The sequence below is a fragment of the Methanococcoides methylutens genome (assembly GCF_000765475.1).
Taxonomy (GTDB): domain Archaea; phylum Halobacteriota; class Methanosarcinia; order Methanosarcinales; family Methanosarcinaceae; genus Methanococcoides; species Methanococcoides methylutens.
In genome coordinates this window covers 147643-166459 of the sequence record NZ_JRHO01000005.1, presented here as the reverse complement: position 1 = coordinate 166459, position 18817 = coordinate 147643, and the positions used below count along the sequence as shown (strand labels likewise).

The 18817-nt window shown below is 43.9% G+C and carries 21 protein-coding genes and 5 tRNA genes; 15 read left to right on the top strand and 11 right to left on the bottom strand.

Annotated elements, in window-relative coordinates; translation table 11 throughout:
* Positions 1–1087: 1087 nt before the first annotated feature.
* From LI82_RS02250 to LI82_RS02235, 4 genes are all read right to left on the bottom strand, one after another.
* A tRNA-Gly gene (locus LI82_RS02250) sits at positions 1088–1159 on the bottom strand.
* A gap of 13 nt (positions 1160–1172) precedes the next feature.
* Positions 1173–1247, bottom strand: a tRNA-Phe gene (locus LI82_RS02245).
* A 68-nt stretch (positions 1248–1315) separates the two neighbouring features.
* Positions 1316–1392 (bottom strand) — tRNA-Val (locus LI82_RS02240).
* Positions 1393–1566: 174 nt separating this feature from the next.
* Entirely contained in the window at positions 1567–2340 is a 774-nt protein-coding gene (locus LI82_RS02235) for a HesA/MoeB/ThiF family protein (protein ID WP_048193326.1), read from the bottom strand.
* Positions 2341–2459: 119 nt separating this feature from the next.
* Between LI82_RS02235 and mbhE the strand changes: the two genes are divergently transcribed.
* From mbhE to LI82_RS02190, 9 genes are read left to right on the top strand one after another with little or no spacing between them, the layout of a single operon-like run.
* Positions 2460–4832: a hydrogen gas-evolving membrane-bound hydrogenase subunit E gene (mbhE, locus tag LI82_RS02230; protein WP_048193325.1), complete on the top strand. Its 2373-nt coding sequence runs from the start codon at positions 2460–2462 to the stop codon at positions 4830–4832.
* Positions 4829–5248 carry a monovalent cation/H+ antiporter subunit B gene (locus tag LI82_RS02225; protein ID WP_048193324.1) on the top strand — a complete coding sequence of 140 codons (420 nt, stop codon included), beginning with the start codon at positions 4829–4831 and terminating at the stop codon, positions 5246–5248. The genes mbhE and LI82_RS02225 overlap by 4 nt, the downstream gene beginning before the upstream one ends.
* Positions 5241–5663 (top strand): NADH-quinone oxidoreductase subunit K, encoded by a 423-nt coding sequence (locus LI82_RS02220; protein WP_048193323.1) that lies wholly within the window; start codon positions 5241–5243, stop codon positions 5661–5663. Before LI82_RS02225 ends, LI82_RS02220 begins: the two co-directional genes overlap by 8 nt.
* On the top strand, positions 5660–7201 hold the full coding sequence (locus tag LI82_RS02215) for an NADH-quinone oxidoreductase subunit M (protein WP_052402664.1): 1542 nt from the start codon (positions 5660–5662) through the stop codon (positions 7199–7201). The genes LI82_RS02220 and LI82_RS02215 overlap by 4 nt, the downstream gene beginning before the upstream one ends.
* Positions 7198–7692 carry a Na+/H+ antiporter subunit E gene (locus LI82_RS02210; protein WP_048193322.1) on the top strand — a complete coding sequence of 165 codons (495 nt, stop codon included), beginning with the start codon at positions 7198–7200 and terminating at the stop codon, positions 7690–7692. The genes LI82_RS02215 and LI82_RS02210 overlap by 4 nt, the downstream gene beginning before the upstream one ends.
* On the top strand, positions 7689–7955 hold the full coding sequence (locus LI82_RS02205; protein ID WP_048193321.1) for a cation:proton antiporter: 267 nt from the start codon (positions 7689–7691) through the stop codon (positions 7953–7955). Before LI82_RS02210 ends, LI82_RS02205 begins: the two co-directional genes overlap by 4 nt.
* A 5-nt stretch (positions 7956–7960) precedes the next feature.
* A complete protein-coding gene (mnhG, locus tag LI82_RS02200; protein WP_048193320.1) occupies positions 7961–8338 on the top strand; it encodes a monovalent cation/H(+) antiporter subunit G in 378 nt (125 codons plus the stop codon).
* Between the two features lie 13 nt (positions 8339–8351).
* Entirely contained in the window at positions 8352–9410 is a 1059-nt protein-coding gene (locus tag LI82_RS02195; protein ID WP_330217362.1) for an L-threonylcarbamoyladenylate synthase, read from the top strand.
* A 14-nt stretch (positions 9411–9424) separates the two neighbouring features.
* The gene (locus tag LI82_RS02190; protein ID WP_048193318.1) at positions 9425–9682 is read left to right on the top strand and encodes a hypothetical protein; all 258 of its coding nucleotides are present in this window, start codon (positions 9425–9427) and stop codon (positions 9680–9682) included.
* Positions 9683–9843: 161 nt separating this feature from the next.
* Here LI82_RS02190 and LI82_RS02185 read toward each other — a convergent pair whose 3' ends face one another.
* The 3 genes from LI82_RS02185 to LI82_RS02170 form a co-directional block, all read right to left on the bottom strand.
* Positions 9844–11163, bottom strand: coding sequence for a signal recognition particle protein Srp54 (locus LI82_RS02185; protein ID WP_048193317.1), 1320 nt, complete (start codon positions 11161–11163; stop codon positions 9844–9846).
* Positions 11164–11325: 162 nt separating this feature from the next.
* Positions 11326–11400 (bottom strand) — tRNA-Met (locus tag LI82_RS02180).
* Between the two features lie 191 nt (positions 11401–11591).
* Positions 11592–11666, bottom strand: a tRNA-Met gene (locus tag LI82_RS02170).
* Positions 11667–11845: 179 nt separating this feature from the next.
* On the opposite strand from LI82_RS02170, the gene LI82_RS02165 reads away from it, so the two are divergent.
* Both LI82_RS02165 and LI82_RS02160 read left to right on the top strand, forming a co-directional pair.
* On the top strand, positions 11846–12271 hold the full coding sequence (locus LI82_RS02165; protein WP_048193315.1) for a Zn-ribbon domain-containing protein: 426 nt from the start codon (positions 11846–11848) through the stop codon (positions 12269–12271).
* A gap of 90 nt (positions 12272–12361) precedes the next feature.
* Entirely contained in the window at positions 12362–13132 is a 771-nt protein-coding gene (locus LI82_RS02160; RefSeq protein ID WP_048193314.1) for a heparan-alpha-glucosaminide N-acetyltransferase, read from the top strand.
* Between the two features lies 1 nt (position 13133).
* On the opposite strand, the gene dinB is transcribed toward LI82_RS02160, so the two are convergent.
* Entirely contained in the window at positions 13134–14213 is a 1080-nt protein-coding gene (dinB, locus tag LI82_RS02155; RefSeq protein ID WP_269078504.1) for a DNA polymerase IV, read from the bottom strand.
* 183 nt (positions 14214–14396) lie between these two features.
* Here dinB and LI82_RS02150 point away from each other — a divergent pair, with 183 nt between their 5' ends.
* The 4 genes from LI82_RS02150 (at position 14397) to dapB (ending at position 16709) form a co-directional block, all read left to right on the top strand.
* Positions 14397–14687: a hypothetical protein gene (locus LI82_RS02150; protein ID WP_048193313.1), complete on the top strand. Its 291-nt coding sequence runs from the start codon at positions 14397–14399 to the stop codon at positions 14685–14687.
* Between the two features lie 143 nt (positions 14688–14830).
* Positions 14831–15025, top strand: coding sequence for a 30S ribosomal protein S17e (locus LI82_RS02145; protein ID WP_048193312.1), 195 nt, complete (start codon positions 14831–14833; stop codon positions 15023–15025).
* Positions 15026–15045: 20 nt separating this feature from the next.
* Positions 15046–15918, top strand: coding sequence for a 4-hydroxy-tetrahydrodipicolinate synthase (gene dapA / locus LI82_RS02140; RefSeq protein ID WP_048193311.1), 873 nt, complete (start codon positions 15046–15048; stop codon positions 15916–15918).
* Positions 15918–16709, top strand: a complete 792-nt coding sequence (dapB, locus tag LI82_RS02135) for a 4-hydroxy-tetrahydrodipicolinate reductase (protein ID WP_048193310.1) — start codon at positions 15918–15920, stop codon at positions 16707–16709. Before dapA ends, dapB begins: the two co-directional genes overlap by 1 nt.
* 124 nt (positions 16710–16833) lie before the next feature.
* Here dapB and pyrI read toward each other — a convergent pair whose 3' ends face one another.
* The 3 genes from pyrI to LI82_RS02120 all read right to left on the bottom strand — a co-directional run bounded on the left by pyrI (position 16834) and on the right by LI82_RS02120 (position 18791).
* A complete protein-coding gene (gene pyrI / locus LI82_RS02130) occupies positions 16834–17307 on the bottom strand; it encodes an aspartate carbamoyltransferase regulatory subunit (RefSeq protein WP_048193347.1) in 474 nt (157 codons plus the stop codon).
* Between the two features lie 2 nt (positions 17308–17309).
* On the bottom strand, positions 17310–18236 hold the full coding sequence (gene pyrB, locus LI82_RS02125; protein ID WP_048193309.1) for an aspartate carbamoyltransferase: 927 nt from the start codon (positions 18234–18236) through the stop codon (positions 17310–17312).
* A gap of 93 nt (positions 18237–18329) precedes the next feature.
* The gene (locus LI82_RS02120) at positions 18330–18791 is read right to left on the bottom strand and encodes a DUF5788 family protein (RefSeq protein ID WP_048193308.1); all 462 of its coding nucleotides are present in this window, start codon (positions 18789–18791) and stop codon (positions 18330–18332) included.
* Positions 18792–18817: the final 26 nt, after the last annotated feature.

Sequence of the window (18817 nt, the reverse complement as noted above, 5' to 3'; positions counted from 1 at the left end):
GAACATTTAACTCGCATGGCTTAGTCGAATACCGATAGCAGTAACCTCTGGCAGGATCAACCAGAGTTATTTGTTAAAGCACACAAAATTTGGAAGTTAACTAAGAATTGTCGGAAAAGAACTCTTTTGTTTAATTAGAGAGTTGTTTTCTTTGCACAATAGTTGGTTAGTTCTTTTGATAGATAAAGTCACTATCAGTCAGAATTAACCGAACTGCCACTTTCAACGTCAGACCGGAAAAGCTCCGGTCTCCACTAATGATTTTGAAATGGAGGTGATTGAAATTCCACGCACGTTGTGCGGGATTCTCATAATACATCTCATCGCATATATACCTTCCTGATCAGAAGATTGTGACACATTTTTGGAGAATGTGTCGATATACGCAAAATGTATGACGTTTTTCGAACTCTCAGTAGATCGTGTCAGAATCGACAGCGACCAGCTCACTGAGAGCACCCCTACAATAGCTCACTCGTATTTATACGTTGTGTGTCAATGTGTGCCACGGATTTATATCCAAGGGTGATTTGATACTTCAAACGATCAAATGTTAATGCAGATTTGCACTAGCATTGCTTTTTCAGAACCAGAAATCAATGTAAATTTACTCACCAATAACAATCTTGAAAAATAAACAGAAGGATTAGAATATATTAAGGATCGGAGAATTTTGCAACACGACCCCACCACATAAATTGATGACTTTTTTACGCCAAATTTACTAATTAATCAAGCAAAAATAAACATTCATCCAAATATACATTATACAGGATATCTAAAAAACATCCAAATCACAATTAAAGATTACTACAACCTTATTAAATCACGACAGATCCAGGATATGGCCAAACAAAGCATAACGTTCAAAAATATAGACATGACCTCTTTGAACGGAATATAACAGACCCCTTTGGCAATAATAGAAATAAATGAAAAATTACCCGATATAAGATGGGTAAAAAGAGAGGTAAATTAATTGAATTGAGACCCAAGTTGATTCGATAAAACTCTATGAGCAAAGGCACATGAAACATAATCAAAAAATGTAATTAATTAGAGAAATAAAACAAAAAAAATAAGAGAATACACCAGCCGGGAATCGAACCCGGGTTCGAGCGTTGGCAACGCCCGGTGATAACCGCTACACTACTGGTGTGATATGCATTTTTTGGTGCCCAGACCCGGATTCGAACCGGGGACAACTGCCTCTTCAGGGCAGCGCTCTCCCACTGAGCTACCTGGGCTTTGAGAGCAACCAATACATATCGTTTTTCGATATAAACCTATCGAATCGACATAATTGAAAGATTTGTGGTGGGCCCGCGGAGAGTCGAACTCCGGACCTCCGCCATGTCAAGGCGACGTCATAACCATCTAGACCACGAGCCCATTCTGCTTGTTTGTTGTCCAGTAAAATTGAATCCTGAACAACGCTTCTGTTTCGTATTTGCTTCGAACCATGCTGCCCGAAGCAAACTCCTATAACCGACATATCGTATAAAAACATTTCTATTAATCATGCAATTGAAGGCTATTGCAGCCTACTTGCAAAAACACATGAATTTAGTAATTTTCAGCATCAATCGACGTTATTTTTGGGTTTTCGCCACAAACTGGACATTTCGGATTCTTGTTAACTTTTATCTCATCGAACCTCATTCCGAGGGCATCATAGTAGATCATGCGCCCTACCAGCGACTTTCCAAGACGAGAAATGTACTTCACCACCTCTGTTGCCTGCATAGTCCCGATCACCCCCGGAAGAATGCCCATAACCCCAGCAGACCTTGCAGCATCAGTTGAAGGAGAGCTGGAAAAGATACATCGATAACATGGCCCCTCGTGAGGAAGAATTGTCATGACCTGGCCTTCGAACATAAAGATGCTGCCGTGGAATAGAGGTTTGTTCTGCAACACACATACATCGTTCAGGAGATAGCGAGTAGCAAAATTATCAGAGCAATCCACAACAACATCGTAATCAACAATAAGCTCCTCAACATTATCAGGACTCAGGCGCAGATCATACGCCAGCACTGTAACATCAGGATTCAGGCTTTCCACATATTCCTTTGCAGACTCTACTTTAGACCTGCCAAGGTTGCCTGCATGGATCACCTGACGTTGAAGGTTGCTCATCTCCACAACATCATCATCGATAATACCAAGAGTTCCAATGCCTGCTGCAGCAAGATACTGTATCACAGGAGAACCAAGCCCACCTGAACCTACGCAAAGAACTCGGGACTCCAGCAATAGCTTTTGTCCATCCTCACCCATAGATTTCATCATGATGTGCTTTGCATACCGCTCCTTTTGATCAGAAGTTAATTTCATAAATCTAATATATACCTATAAAATCTTATAAATAGACCGGAGATAGAAAAGTGATTTATCATGGTTTATAATTGTAATGAAAAACAGTTATATATAGTGACTATATTTAGGGAGAAGACATGGATTCATTTAATGCAATAACGGCAGCCATATTCCTGCCGTTCATATTTGCCGGGCTCATCCCCGTAATGGAAAAGATATTAAAGCAACGCGTGGGCTGGTTTGCAGCAGCCACAGCCCTTACATCTTTTATACTAATCGGCCTGGCAGCGCCGGAAGTACTTGGAGACGGGCATATTGTACAGGGCTCAATATCATGGATACCCTCTGCAGGAGTTAACTTTGCAATCTACGCAGACGGACTAGCAATGATGATCGGATTTATCGCATCCGGTATCGGAGTCCTTATCATGTCCTACTCCAATGGATACATGTCCCAGAAAGAGGACCTGAAAAGATATTACCAGTATCTGCTTCTCTTCATGGGATCCATGATCGGAATGGTCTTTTCCGCAAATACGATACAATTGTTCATCTTCTGGGAACTTACCAGTATCACATCTTTCATGCTTATCGGATATTGGAGGCACAAGCCTGAATCCATCTATGGTGCCACCAAATCCCTCCTCATCACCGCTGCCGGCGGGCTTGCAATGCTTGCAGGTTTCCTTCTGTTACGCACCATCACAGGATCTTTCGACCTTGCCACCATAATGAGTGACCCACAAGTCATCAATGCAATCAAGGAACACGAGCTCTTCCTTATAACACTTATACTCATATTGATCGGAGCAGCGGCAAAGTCTGCACAGGGTCCTTTCTACATATGGCTTCCAAACGCAATGGAAGCTCCAACCCCAGTCAGTGCTTTCCTGCACTCAGCAACAATGGTCAAAGCAGGTATCTACCTCGTTGCAAGGATACACCCGATATTCTCAGGAACAGATGCATGGTTCATCCTTGTAAGCGGAATAGGTATCATTACAATGCTTGTAGCCGGATTCCTTGCATTCAGGCAGACCGACATTAAAGGTATCCTCGCATATTCCACCATCAGTCAGCTGGCATACATCATGACCATGTATGGCTACACCACCCATCACGAACCGGGCATAGGTGTGGCAGCAGCAACATTCCACCTCCTGAATCACGCAACATTCAAAGCCTGCCTTTTCCTTGTAGCGGGTATCGTTGCACATGAAGCCGCTACGCGTGACATAAGAAAGCTTGGCGGGTTGCGGCGTGAGATGCCGATAACTTTCATCGTGGCGAGCATTGCCGCCCTTTCAATGGCAGGTGTACCACCACTTAACGGCTTTCTTAGTAAGGAAATGTTCTATGAATCATCCCTCGAGATGGGAGCACTACTTGGAGGAGGGTTCACATTCCTGATCCCTGCATGCGCAGTCCTTGGTGGCGTTTTCACTTTCGCATATTCCATAAAGCTCATCGACGGAATATTCCTTGGAGAGCGCTCAAAGGAGCATCTTCCGGAACATATCCACGAGCCACCACTTACAATGCTGATACCACCGGCATTCCTGGCACTGCTTGTGATACTTTTCGGACTTGTCCCATCCCTGCCGATACACACCATAATTGAACCAACCGTATCAGGCATCTTGCTGGAAACAGCACATCTGCACGTAAAGCTATGGCATGGTTTCACAACATCCCTGATGATGACCATTGCCACATTCATACTGGGCATCCTCATATACACCAGATACGACAGGATCGCCGCCTGGCAGGATAAGTTCAATGCAAGGTTCCCATGGATCAGCGTCAATTACTACTATGACAATGCAGTGGATTCTGCAAAAGAAAAAGCATTCAAATTCTCTACCATCACCCAGCCAGGAAACATCAAGTACTACATGACCGCAATGCTGCTTCTCATGATAGCATTGGTAGCTATCCCGGTCATCATCCTGGCTACGAACATAGTACCATCCACATTGAACTTTAGCATCGCCCCATATGAAGCAATTCTACTACTATTGCTAATTGTGGCAGCCCTGGCTGCAGCAGTTCTCCCGAAATACCTGCCAGCCATTATTGCATTATCTGCACTTGGGTATGGAGTAAGCCTGCTTTTCATTTACCTGAAAGCACCCGACCTTGCCCTGACACAGATATTGGTGGAAACCCTTTCTACAATAATATTCCTGCTTGCGATCACAAAGATACCACAGAAGTACAAGGAGATAATACCAAAATCGGTCCTTTTCAGGGACCTTGCAATTTCCCTGGCAGTTGCAGCAAGCGTATTTGTCGTATTGCTCAATGCAACACAGGGAATAATGGCACCATTTGAATCCCTGTCCCACTACTTCATTGAGAACAGTCTCCCACTTGCAGGAGGCCACAACATCGTCAATGTGATCATCGTGGATTTCAGAGGTTATGATACCCTTGGAGAAATATCAGTACTCTGTCTTGCAGCACTCGGAGTATACAACCTGATACACAGCCGAGGTGAGGAACAATGACCACAATAATAACTAAAACAATAACGAAAGTATGCATCCCCCTGGTCATCCTCTTCTCCATATCCCTGCTACTTGCAGGTCATAATAACCCCGGAGGAGGATTTATCGGAGGCGTGATGTTCGCATCGGTCATTGCACTGATGTATGTAGTATTCGGACTGAAATATGTAAAAACATTCTTTGACCCCGACTGGGCCAAGTGGTTCGGATTCGGGCTCATGCTGGCATCATTGACCGCATTCGCAGCGATGTTCTTCGGACATAACTTCTTCAGGAGTGCTGTGGAGTTCGTCCACCTTCCGTTGTTCGGAGAAATTGAACTCGTATCTGCCGGACTCTTTGATATCGGCGTTTATTTCGTAGTGATAGGATCACTACTATTCATCTTCAAGAACGTAGGTGATGACAATGAATAATACATTACTTACAATTACGATCTCACTACTCTTCGGCATAGGCACATTCCTTATGCTAAGAAGGGACATCATAAAGGTCATAATTGGACTGTCAGTTTTATCCCATGCGGTGAACCTGCTTATCGTCTCTACCGGAATATTTGATGGCACAAAAGTACCCATCATCACAGGCTCCGGGCATGAAGGAGAAGCATCCGGCATAATATTCAACGATAATCTTGCAGATGGAGTTCTGGCACCTGTAGTCTCTGCCTCAACACATGTGGACTTCGTTGACCCGCTTGTTCAGGCACTTGTACTAACTGCAATTGTGATCAGCCTCGCAACAACAGCATTCATACTGATCCTTGCTTACAGGATATATGAAGAATATGGGACCACTGACATACGTGAGCTCAGGAGGCTGTGGGGATGATCGCAGAAATGTCACACCTACCAATACTACTGATAGCCGTGCCAATACTCATGGCTGCCATCATGCTCTTTTTGCGCTCCAACGCAGGGTTGCAGAAAGGAGTGAACATTACAGCATCATTCATTATGATGGCATTGAGCTTCGTTCTCCTCTGGCAGGTCTGGAACGGGGGAATCCAGGTCTATGAAGTAGGAGAATGGGGCAAATACGGCATCATACTTGTAGCCGACCTGCTAAGTTCAGGAATGGTAGTACTAAGCTCACTTGTATCCTTCCTCGCACTCCTCTACTCACTGGACTACATAGAAGGCAAGTCATTAAACTCCAGTTACCATTCACTCTTCAACCTGCTTGTAGCAGGACTTAACGGAACTTTCCTGACAGGAGACATCTTCAATATGTTCGTATTCTTTGAGATACTCCTGCTGTCCTCCTGCGCACTCGTAGTCGCAAACGAGAAAGGAGGAGTCACTAAAAGTTCCGACAAGATGGAAGCCACATTCAAGTACCTTGTACTGAACATGATAGGATCCATTGTAATGCTTATAGCAGTAGCTTCTCTTTACGCCACCGTAGGAACTCTCAACATGGCAGACCTCTCCGTCAAGATCAGCTCAATGAGCGCTGCCGGAACTCTTCCATGGCACATATTTGCTATTGCATTGCTCTTCATCGTTGTATTCGGAAACAAAGCAGCAATATTCCCCATGCACTACTGGCTTCCGGATGTGCACCCCACTGCACCATCACCCATCAGCGCAATGCTTAGCGGAGTGATGATAAAGGTCGGTGCTTACGGCATGCTCAGGGTATTCTTCCTGATCTTCAGGGATGCACTGTACCTATTCCAACCCATCATAATATTCCTGGCTCTTGCAACGATCATTATCGGAGCAGTATCCGCGGTCGGACAAAAGGATGTTAAGAGACTGTTAGCATATTCCAGTGTCAGCCAGATAGGATATGTATTCCTGGGAATTGGTTTCGGAACTGTCTATGCACTCGCAGCAGCTCTTGTGTTCCTGGTGAACCATGCAATTGCAAAGTCCATGTTGTTCCTGACCTCAGGAGGAATCATACACCATGCAGGAACAAGGGACATGAACAAAATGGGAGGAATGATGAAAACAAGCCCTGTAATGAGCGTTGCTTTCCTGATAGGTGCCATGTCCATTGCAGGACTACCCCCAATGGGTGGTTTCATTGCAAAGTTCGTACTCTTTGACGCAGGACTTCTTGCAGAGTATTATATACCCATTGCTATAGCCCTTTTCTTTGCAGTCTTCACCCTGTTCTACATGTTCAGGGCCTGGCTCCTGATGTTCTGGGGAGAGATAAGGGACGTTGAAAAATATGGAGAATACTCCTCACACAAACCTTCCTACATGATAGTATTACCCATAATAACACTTGCAGCACTGGCATTCGTCTTTGGAATCTATGCTGAACCGCTGATAGCCCTGTCACAGGCAATAGCGGAACAACTGATCGATCCACAACCCTATATTGATGCAGTGATGACGAGGGTGGTAAGATGAAACGATATTTCATATACTCAGTAGCTCTTGGACTGATATGGTGCTTTGTACACGGTACAATAAGTTCCACAAACTTCCTGGTGGGACTGATACTCGGACCTATAGTGATATACCCATTCCGGGAACTGTACGATTTCACAAGGAAAAAGTCATACGCCAATACAATAATGAAGATACCAAAACAGCTGAAGTTCCTGGCAGTCCTTCTGATCGAGATCATAAAAGCGAACATCATAGTCGCAAAGATCGTCCTCAGTCCTAAGCTGGACATAAAACCGGGAATTGTTGCAGTTCCAATACGCACAGAAACCGATATAGGCATAACTGCTATTGCCAATACGATCACCTTGACACCTGGAACACTTACAATCGATGTGTCAGATGACAGGAAAGTGCTTTATGTGCATGCCATCGATGCATCCGATCCAGAAGGATTGCGTGAGTCCATCAGGGATGATCTTGAAAAATATGTACTGGAGGCATTCGAATGAACTCATTACTACTTGACATATCACTGACATTCATGGTCATCGCCATCATACCATGCATATACAGAGTCATTAAAGGACCTACAATACCCGATCGTGTGATAGCCGTGGATGCCATGACAACGGTCATTGTTGCAATACTTGGTATCTACTCATACGTGCAGGGATCAGTATTCTTCATGGATGTTGCCCTTGTACTTGCAATCATATCATTTGTCGGCACCGTTACAATATCCAAATACCTTGATGAGGGGGCGGTATTCTGACAACAATGGATATTGCACTGGATGTAGCAAGTACCATACTGCTCCTGATCGGAGTATTCTTCGTGTTCCTGGGCATGGTCGGACTACTGCGCCTGCCGGATGTCTATAACAGGCTCCATGCAACCACAAAGATCGGCACCCTGGGTACCTTCGGAGTGATGATGAGCATCCTTGTGAAGGTAGGTTTCAGCCCCATAGGAGTAAAGGCCATAACAGTTGGCCTGTTCCTGTTCCTGACCGCACCTATTGCAGCCCACATGATCGGAAGAGCAGCTCACAGGCATGGCGTTGGCCTATGCAAGGGATCAGTCATCGACGAGTATGGCAAAGACTGCCAAAAAGAATCTTGCCCCATAGGCAAATTAAAAGCAAAGTCTGAATAAAGTATCCCGCAAGATGAACATGAAAAGCAGGACATTGGTCTTTAAAAGTGATGATAAGGACTTTGAAGCAGGACTTAAACAAGCTGCCGGCATAATCAGGGAAGGAGGAACAGTTGCCTTTCCGACCGAGACTGTGTATGGCCTCGGTGCCGATGCACTGAACGCCGATGCAGTACATAAGATATTCAAGGCAAAAGGCAGGCCTGCCGACAATCCCCTCATAGTTCATATAGCAAATATAGACCAGTGTTCTGAACTTGCAGAAGAGATACCTGCAAACGCTTTCAAACTTATGGAACAATTCTGGCCAGGGCCCCTTACCCTCATTCTAAAGGCAAAGGACGTTGTTCCCGATGTAACCACCGGCGGGCTTAACACCGTAGGCCTGAGGGTGCCAGACAACCCCGTAGCCCTTGAGCTTATCCAAAGATCAGATAAAACATTAGCTGCGCCCAGTGCCAATACGTCCGGAAGTCCAAGCCCCACAACTGCTGAGCATGTTTTTAACGACCTGGATGGTAAGATCGATGCCATTCTGGATGGTGGCCCTACAGACATAGGACTTGAATCCACTGTTGTTGATATGACAGGCGACATACCTACCATATTGCGCCCTGGACATATCACCGCAGAAGACATCAGGAAATGTGTTGGTGATGTACGGATCGGATATGCAGACAGAACACTTGAAGAGAGTGAGGTCGCACGCTCACCAGGCATGAAATATACTCACTACTCACCAAAGACGAAGGTAATTCTTATCGAAGGCAACATTAAAGATGTCCACAAAGCAATGACCGAGATTGTGTTGGACTGCCATCGGGAAGGAGAAAGAGTAGGTCTTTTTGTTACCGAGGAAACTGCAAAAGTCGTTAATGCCGATGAAATATACTCCCTCGGGAAAAGGAATACGCCATCACAAGCTGCCCGTAGTATATTTATGGGTCTGCGACATCTTGATAGTACAAATATTGATCTCATCATAGTCGATGGGACACTGAATAAGGAAGGTATTGGAGCAGCGGTCTTTAATCGATTGAGGAAAGCAGCTGACAGGATAATCAATGCATAAACGGAAGGGATCAATTGAAAGCAGAGAAAAAAGAGTATAATGTCGCAAGGCAGGAATATCTGGAGATCACAAGACGAAACAGGAAGATCGCTAAAATCGACATGCTGATTCTTGGTACTGGTCTTTTGCTCAAATATGCGGACCAAGCTGGCATATATGCCGGAGGAGCTGAAATCGGAAAACATTTCATGTGGCTTGGATTCATCATTATTGTATACGTATTCGGTTCTAACATGATGGCAAAATCAGAACTGGGAAAGGCTCAGCCTTGATAAAAAGAGAATATGAAAGGCATATCGACACATAAATAATTAATTTTTAAATACATACCCGCAAAAATGATTGAATGCTAGCAGATCACAGCTGTTAGCAATCTTCTGTTTAATGAGACATTGTTTGTAATGTGACAGGAGGCAAAAACCTCCATATCCGTTCACATACCGAATTTTTTCATCATTTTCTGCATGTTGAACTTTCCACCACGAAGTCCTTTCATTGCGTTTTGCATCATCTTATGATACTTCAAAAGTTCACGCACATCCTCAGGATTGCTTCCTGAACCCATTGAGATCCTTTTGATCCTGGAACTGCCGATAAGCCTTGGGTTAAGCAATTCTTCCTCAGTCATAGAATCCATAAGGATACGATAACGTCCCATTTTATCCTCGGTGACCTTGTATGCATCGTCTGAAAGTTTCATACCCATACCACCCATAGGCAGCATCTGCATGATCTGCTTCATTGGACCCATCTTATTCATGGCCTCAAGCTGGGAGTACATATCCTTAAGAGTGAAACGACCCTTCATCATGGCTTCCATGTCAATGTCTTCTTCAGAAAATGTCTCCTCTGCCTTTTCAATAAGTGATTTAATGTCACCCATTCCCAGAAGTCTGGAGATGAACCTGTCCGGCTCAAATTTCTCAAGATCATCCGGAGTCTCACCCACCCCAATAAATGCAATGGATGAATTCGTTTCAGAAACAGCAGATAGTGCGCCACCACCCTTAGCAGTACCATCCAGTTTGGAGATCACAACACCGGAAATGCCAACCGAATCATTGAATGCCTTTGCTTGTTCACTTGCCTGCTGGCCAATAGCACCGTCAAGTACAAGCAATTTGTAATCAGGTTGTGCGACCTTGTGGATCTGCTCCATCTCATCGATAAGATCAGCTTCCAGCGAGTGTCTGCCAGCCGTATCCACAATAAGGACATCGTTCTTTTCGAGCTCTTTCAGACCCCTTTCCACAATGCCAACTGCATCAGGATTGCCCTCTTCACCGTAGAACGGCACGTTCAGTTTAGTACAGAGAGTACTGAGCTGCTGGAATGCACCCGGACGGAAGGTGTCAGCACAAACGACAGCTGGTTTCAAACCTTTCCTCTGGAAATAGCGTGAAAGCTTTGAGGTAGTAGTTGTCTTACCGCTACCCTGCAGACCGATCATCATGATCTTCTGCGGCTTTAGAGGAATGTCAGCACTCTTGCCCACAATATTGATAAGTTCCTGATAGACGATCCTGATAACATGTTCACGAGGATTCATGCCTGAAGGGACTTCCTCCTTCAATGCACGCTCCTTTATGTGACTGGACATCTTCATAACAAGCTTGACATTGACATCTGCCTGAAGTAATGCCCTCTGTATATCTTTTACAACCTCATTGACCGTTTTCTCATCTATACGGCCGGCGCCAACCAGTTTTTTTAGTGCATCCTGCAGGGAGCTGCCGAGTTTGTCCATTACCATTTAAGAATCATCCTGTATAATTTTCATATGAAAGTAGCAAATATTAAATTGACCTGACACAAAAATGCCATCTTTATTTAATAACCTTTTGAAAAAAGGCCTCTAAGAACAAGAAAAACACATAGAAAGCTCTTATCAGATTTATATCAAAAGGAAAGAATATAGCGGGGGATGGATTCGAACCATCGGTCTACGGGTTATGAGCCCGTCGGGATCTCCTGGCTACCCCACCCCGCTTCAGAGTGAGTATTCACGCTTGCAGCCCTTCTAACGATTTGATGGTAGATAAAGGTTGCCAACGCAATAACAACGAACCGTTCAAAGATGAACGACCGGATGTCAAAGATATTGAAGTAAAGCGACAATACAAAAAACTCAAAGAGAAAATAAGTTATCTCTTAGCAAAACAATCTCAGAAAGAAAGTTTATAGCGGGGGATGGATTCGAACCATCGGTCTACGGGTTATGAGCCCGTCGGGATCTCCTGGCTACCCCACCCCGCTTCAGAGTGAGTATTCACGCTTGTAGCCCTTCTAACGGAGTGATGATAGATAAAGGTTGCGCATATCACGCTTCAGCAGTTAGATTTTGACCATATTCACCAGAGATATGATCACCTTTCAAAAAGTTCGTGCCATAAATCTTTAAATATATCACAACCAATAGGGGAAACGGTGAATAGATGCCACACAAATGTACCCGATGCGAAAAAATATTTGAAGACGGGGCCGAGGTAATTCTAAGCGGCTGTCCGAACTGTGGATGGAACAAGTTCCTCTACGTCAAGGACATGGAACCAAAAACAGAGATAGAAGATGTTGCTGCTGAAGAGCTGCCTGAAAAAGAAGAGACAGAAGTAGAAGATCCCGCAGACCAGTTCATCAAGGAAATTGATGATATAATAGGCATTGAGCACCAGGAAAGAGAAGTTGTTGAGGAAGAAGGAGAAAGAGTTGAATCCGTAAGGATACTCGGACCTGGATCCTATGAACTGAACCTTAACTCACTTCTTGAGCGTGACGAAATTGTGATGGCGATAAAACAGGATGGAACATACGCAGTTGATCTCTCATCTGCATTCCGCAAGAAAAGAAAAAAACCTGAGTGATAATTTGCACTCATAGTTTTTTACTTTAGCATTTATTCTGACATACATTTTTTAGATATTGCAACTTAATTCTGATAAGCCGGGGAACGGATGACAGAACTTCATGAACGATTCTGGGAAATAGACCTTCTAAGAGGCATAGCTATCATAATGATGGTTGGATTTCATCTACTATACGATATCAACCACATGGGTGCCTATGACATCAACCTCGCATCAGGAGCAGGATTCATTTTTGGAAGGCTCAGTGCAATACTGTTCATAATAATCGTCGGAATCTCACTGTCCCTTAGTAATTCCAGAAAAAAGAGAATACATGATCCAGAAAACGGACTCATGAAATACACAAAAAGGGGGCTTAAGATTTTCCTATGGGGAATGATCATAACTGCTGGCAGCTACATTTTTCTCAGAGACGGTGTGATCGTGTTTGGCATACTCCATTTCATCGGAGTTGCCATCATCCTTGCATACCCATTCCTAAGATATAAGGTGGCAAACCTCATGCTTGCCATACCTGTTATTGTCATCGGATCGTGGATGCAGACCTTTGCCATAGGGAGTACATGGCTTTTCTGGCTTGGACTTCGATCGGACGGATTTCATTCATATGATTACTTCCCCATTTTCCCGTGGTTCGGAATTTTGCTCCTGGGGATCTTTCTGGGAAATTCATTATATCCAGACTACAACAGGATATCCCTGATATACAGGATGCCGAATATTTCAGACCTGTTGACTGTAAAAACTCTCTGTTACATGGGAGAGAGATCATTGCTGATCTATTTGTTGCATCAACCGGCACTTGTGATATTATTATATGCCACAGGCATTGCAGATCTGAGCCAACTTTACCCATGAGTTAAAAAAAATCAGTAAGTCGTGTTTGTTTTTCATCCATTTTGTCAAGCTTCGTAACCCCAACACCCACCAGCCGGAGCTTGCCCCTGCCCCTGAATTCCTGAAGAAGTATCTTTGAGGTCCTTTTGATGGCAGAAAGATCACTTGAATAAGCACCCAGTGTCTTTGCTCTTGTGTATGTTGTAAAGTCTTCAAGTCTCACTTTTATGGTAACTGTCTTGAACAGGTATTTCTTTTTCAAAAGGGAAGTATGTACATTCTCTGAAAGAGTATCGATCACATTTTCCACAAGATCCATATCAGAAGTATCCCGGTCAAACGTATCTTCCTTGCTGATCGATTTTACATCCCCCCTCTCCATAACACTTCTATCATCCAACCCATTTGCAAGCTGGTGCATCACAAGACCAAACTTACCGAAACGTTCACGCAAAGCCTGCACATCGTATCCTGCCAGATCACCAATGGTCCGGATGCCGATACCATTAAGCAAGGAAGAGGTCTTTTTGCCTACGCCGGATATCCTTGAAACATCCAGTGGAAACAGGAAACTTCTCACATCTTCCGGCCTTACCACGGTTAATCCATCGGGTTTCTGGTAATCAGAAGCTATCTTTGCAATGGACTTGTTAGGAGCTAAACCTATAGAGCAGGTGATCCCTTCTTTGAGATGGACCTCTTCCTTTATCTTCAATGCCAGATCAGCCGCTGCATCAAAATCAGATACAAGGTCAGTTACATCAAGATAAGCTTCATCCACACTTACCTGCTGGAACTTAGAAGAGTAACTCCTTAGAATATCCATTATATTTGCGGAGACCTTTTTGTAAAGGGGCATATTTACACGGAGATAGACAGCATTGGGACAAAGACGATAGGCCTTTGAGATAGGCATGGCCGAATGTATGCCATATTCACGTGCCTCATAGGAACAGGTGCTAACGACACCCCTACCCTCACCATTCATTGGATCAGAGCCCACAACTACAGGCAGACCCTTTAGCTTCGTATCTACTGCAGTCTCTACTGATGAATAGAAGCTGTCCATATCCACATGGAATATTATCTTAATGTTTTTCACCGGTCAAGCTCATGAGTGGCATTATTAAAAATGTTTATGGACATTATAGGGAACACACTTATTAGCTTTCCAAATACAATTGCTGATCAGACAACATGCAGCCTGGCAAAGGATTTTATGCATGGAATGTATGAAGATGAGTAAGATATCGACATAAATATCAAAAATACACGGAAGGTAAAAATGTACCAATACATAGCCATTGCAGCATATTGCGTAGTCCTTTTCCTGACCCTGCGAGATATCAGGATATTCCGTCGTACACGACTGGCATCATACAGGAAAGGCGCACTCAAAGGACTCGTGGCATCTACCGTGATACTTGCAGGCATCATTCTGGTAGGCATGAATGCCGAACTTGGACTGGTAATTGTATTCATAGGTCTTTATATAAATCGCAAAGGTGTGCGCGAGAATGTTTTCAATGATGCAACCACACAGGAGCGACTTTTGGGAAAAACAGACATAGAGTAAGTACATGAAGGCTACTATAGGCTACATGCAAGCAAATGAAGAGCTGGAAGATGTACCCTCAATCCAAAAGATATAAATGTAAAGGTTTTCTATTATGGCCATAATCTTAATCATATCTATCTAAATTACACTGGAGATATATAATGGGAAATATTAGACAGACAAACATCAAGAACATTGCATTTCGCCTGATCGACAACCACGGAGACGTATTCACAACAGACTTTGACCAGAACAAGCTTCTCGTTTCACAGTACACAACTATCGAGAGCAAGGTCATCAGAAACCGTGTCGCAGGCTACGTTACACGCAAGATCACACACCCAAAGAAGATCTAATTTTCGGGAAGTTGATCTTTATGTTCGAAGGAGTATTACCTGCTATCATAACTCCTTTCACAAAAGCTGACACCATAGACAAGACAGGTCTTCAACAGAATATCGAATTTGTCGAAAATGGTGGAGTTTCCGGAATTGCCGCCTGCGGGACAACTGGCGAATCAGCCACATTGTCCACTGCGGAACACATGGAGCTTATTGATATCGCAGTTGATTGTGCAAAGGTGCCTATTCTTGCCGGAACCGGTTCTAACAACACGGCAGAGGCAATAGAGCTGACAAAGCATGCCGAAGATGCGGGAGCAACTGGCGCTCTTGTAATATCTCCTTACTATAATAAACCGAACAAAGCAGGACTTATTGCTCATTTTAAGGCTATCGCAGAAGCTGTGGAAATGCCCATCGTCCTTTACAACGTACCATCACGTACAAGCCAGGACATGCCACTTGATGCCATCATCGAACTTGCAAAAGTTGATAACATCGTTGCTATCAAAGAAGCAAGTGGTGATCTGGACAAGGTTTCACAGATTATCGAGAATACGATGGATGAGGACTTTAATGTCATATCCGGCGATGATGGACTGACCATGCCCATAACGTGCCTTGGCGGAAGCGGAGTTATCTCCGTGGTCGCAAACGTTGTACCGGAAAAGATGGTCAAGCTGGTAAATGCCACCAATGAAGGTGACTTGAGAACAGCAAGACAGATCCACTACGAAATAGCACCACTTATCCGTGCCTTGTTCACGGAAACAAATCCAGTCCCTGTCAAGCGTGCAGTAGAGCTCATAGGACTTAATACAGGTCATCTGAGATTGCCTCTTGCACCTATAAGCAGTGAGAATGAACAGACCCTTATCAATTGCCTGAAAGGACTTGGGTGTATCTGATGATCAACGCAGCAGTTACCGGCGCTTCAGGAAGAATGGGGAAACTCCTTCTCGAGAACATAATCGAGATGGATGGGATCCAGCTTTCTGCTGCCTTCGACCTTGTGAACATTGGTAAGGATGTAGGAGAGGTTGCACAGTTAGGAAAGCTTGATGTTGAGGTCTCCGATGTTGCTGATATGGCAACAGTTCTCAAAGAGTCAAAAACGGATGTAGTAATAGACTTTACAATTGCAGCTGCAACAGTTGTGAACGCACCAATTGTAGCAGATGCAGGCGTTGACCTTGTAATTGGAACTACCGGTTTCAGCCCGGAGCAGCGTTCAATTATCGAGGACGCAATTAACAGGAACAATACTACAGGCATAATTTCGCCAAATTACTCCATGGGCGTTAATGTCTTCTTCAAGATACTGCAGGAAACTGCAAAATACCTTTCCGATTATGATATCGAGGTCATCGAAGCTCACCACAACCAGAAAAAGGATGCACCCAGCGGCACCGCAATGAGAGCTGCTGAAGTGATCAGTGAAACACTGGGCGGGAAGGACTTCGTATACGGAAGAGAAGGTCTCGCCCCAAGGGAGAAAGAGATCGGCATTCATGCAGTACGCGGTGGAGATATCGTAGGCGATCACACAGTCCTCTTCGCCGGAGGCAGTGAGCGCATAGAGGTCAAACACCAGGCCCATTCAAGAAATGCATTTGCATCAGGAGCTGTGAAATCAGCTATCTGGATAGCAAACGCAGAACCAGGCATCTATACAATGGATGATATCCTGGGTTTCTAACCCTTTTTTTAAGTTTAATTAATTATTCATATCAAAATCATTGACAATTTGATAGAGAATTCTATATGAGCTCTAATTTTAAAAAAATAATACAAAGGTTTGAATGAAAAGAATTCGAGAAGGATCAGAGAAGGTGATTCCCGATATCTTCTGAAATTGTCCTTTCACAATAAGAACAGCGGAGAGTGATCTTTCTCCCATCCGGTTTAACAGTAAACCTAGATGTTACAGGTTCGTTACTGTTAGAAATACAATTTGGATTTATGCATTTCACCACACCACTCACCTTTTCCGGAATGTGCACATGCGTTTTCCCCGATACCTCAAAATTCCTGATAATATTGATCGTAGCTTTCGGTGCGATCAGGGATATCCTGTCAACCTCTTCTACATTCAGCTCTCTGCCTTCGATCTTAACAACGTCTTTGATCCCATGAACACTCGGAGCATTGATAATTATGCTTACAACACCAGAAGAGGGGTTGGGAATATTAAGGATGTTCAAAACATTCAGTGCCTGTCCTGCAGTGATGTGATCGATGACAGTTCCATTTCTTATCGGATGTACCCGGATCTCCGGGATAGGAGTTTCTTCCATACTCATTCCAATGCCCCCATGACAAGTGCAAGTAATGCCATCCTTACCGGGACACCGTAGAAAGACTGCCTGAAGTAGCAGGCATGGCCCGTACCGTCAACCCTCGGATCGATCTCATTTGTCCTTGGAAGAGGATGCATGACCTTAAGCTCCGGTTTTGCTTTTTCCAGAAGCTCAGGAGTTATCTGAAGACTATTAGCAACTTTACGATACTCAGCAGGATCAGGGAAACGTTCCTTCTGTATCCTTGTAGCATAAAGCACGTCCACATCACTGATGGCCTCTTCGATCGAATCGGTTTCCCTGACCTTTATATTGTGACTTTTAAGGTCATCTATTATCTCAGCAGGCATACGCAACTCTTTCGGAGATACAAGTGTGATCTCTGCCCCATAAAGAGAAAGAGCATAACATAACGAATGCACTGTCCTGCCATATTTAAGATCACCTGCAAGAGCTATCTTCAACCCATCAAGATGACTTTCCCGCCTTATGGTGTAAAGATCAAGGAATGTCTGCGTAGGATGATGACCTGCCCCATCGCCTGCATTGATAATAGGAACCGAAGAGAACTCTGAAGCAAGCTGGGCAGCACCCTCTTTGTTATGACGCAAGACAATTGCATTGGAATAACCTTCAACAACACGAATGGTATCAGCAAGTGTCTCCCCTTTTGCAATAGAACTTGCATCAACAGAACCAAGACTTAGAACATCTCCTCCAAGACGCATCATTGCTGTCTCAAAGGACATGCGTGTCCTGGTACTGGGTTCAAAGAACATGACAGCCAACACTTTACCTTTCAGCAGATCGGACTTCGATTTGCTGCTTGCTATTGGTTCAAGCTTTTCAGCAGTATCAAGTATATGATCGATCATATCCCGCGAAAAGGATTTCATCGAAATGATATGAAGGTCTTTGAATGTCATTCGTAGAGGAAAGAATTGCATGAAATATAATATTTGCCTATGAAAAAAGAGAATATAAAAAGAAAGGTAAAAATACAAGAGAGCGCTGAAGGATCATTCTTCAAGTTCAGCTATGAAGTTCATCCAGCTCTTTGCATCCTTAAGTTTACACTTTTCAGCTTCTTCCTGATACTTTTTCATGCGTTCAGGACCGGAAAGCTCTTCAATATCCTTAAGGTCCATTATGGCACGCAAAAGTCCGGCAGTCTTGTCAAAAACATCTTTGGCCTGTTCAAGGGTGAGATCCGTTTCCTCAAGATAATTTTCACAAGACCTTGCTTTTTTCCTGAGAGCAACGATAAAATGATCAATATAAACCCTATCTTCCTCGGTCAGCTTCGGTTTATTGATAAGCTTCCATGTGATCTCATGAAGTGGTATCATTTTGCCTTCGATCTCAACCTCATCAGGTATTCTCTCACCACACCAGAACAAGTGCCTGTGAAGTCGAGCTAAAAGCTTTGCACGCTGATTTTTGGTTATTAGCTGATCTTCCACCATACTCAACAGATCCATAATTGAGGATAAAATACCATCAATTT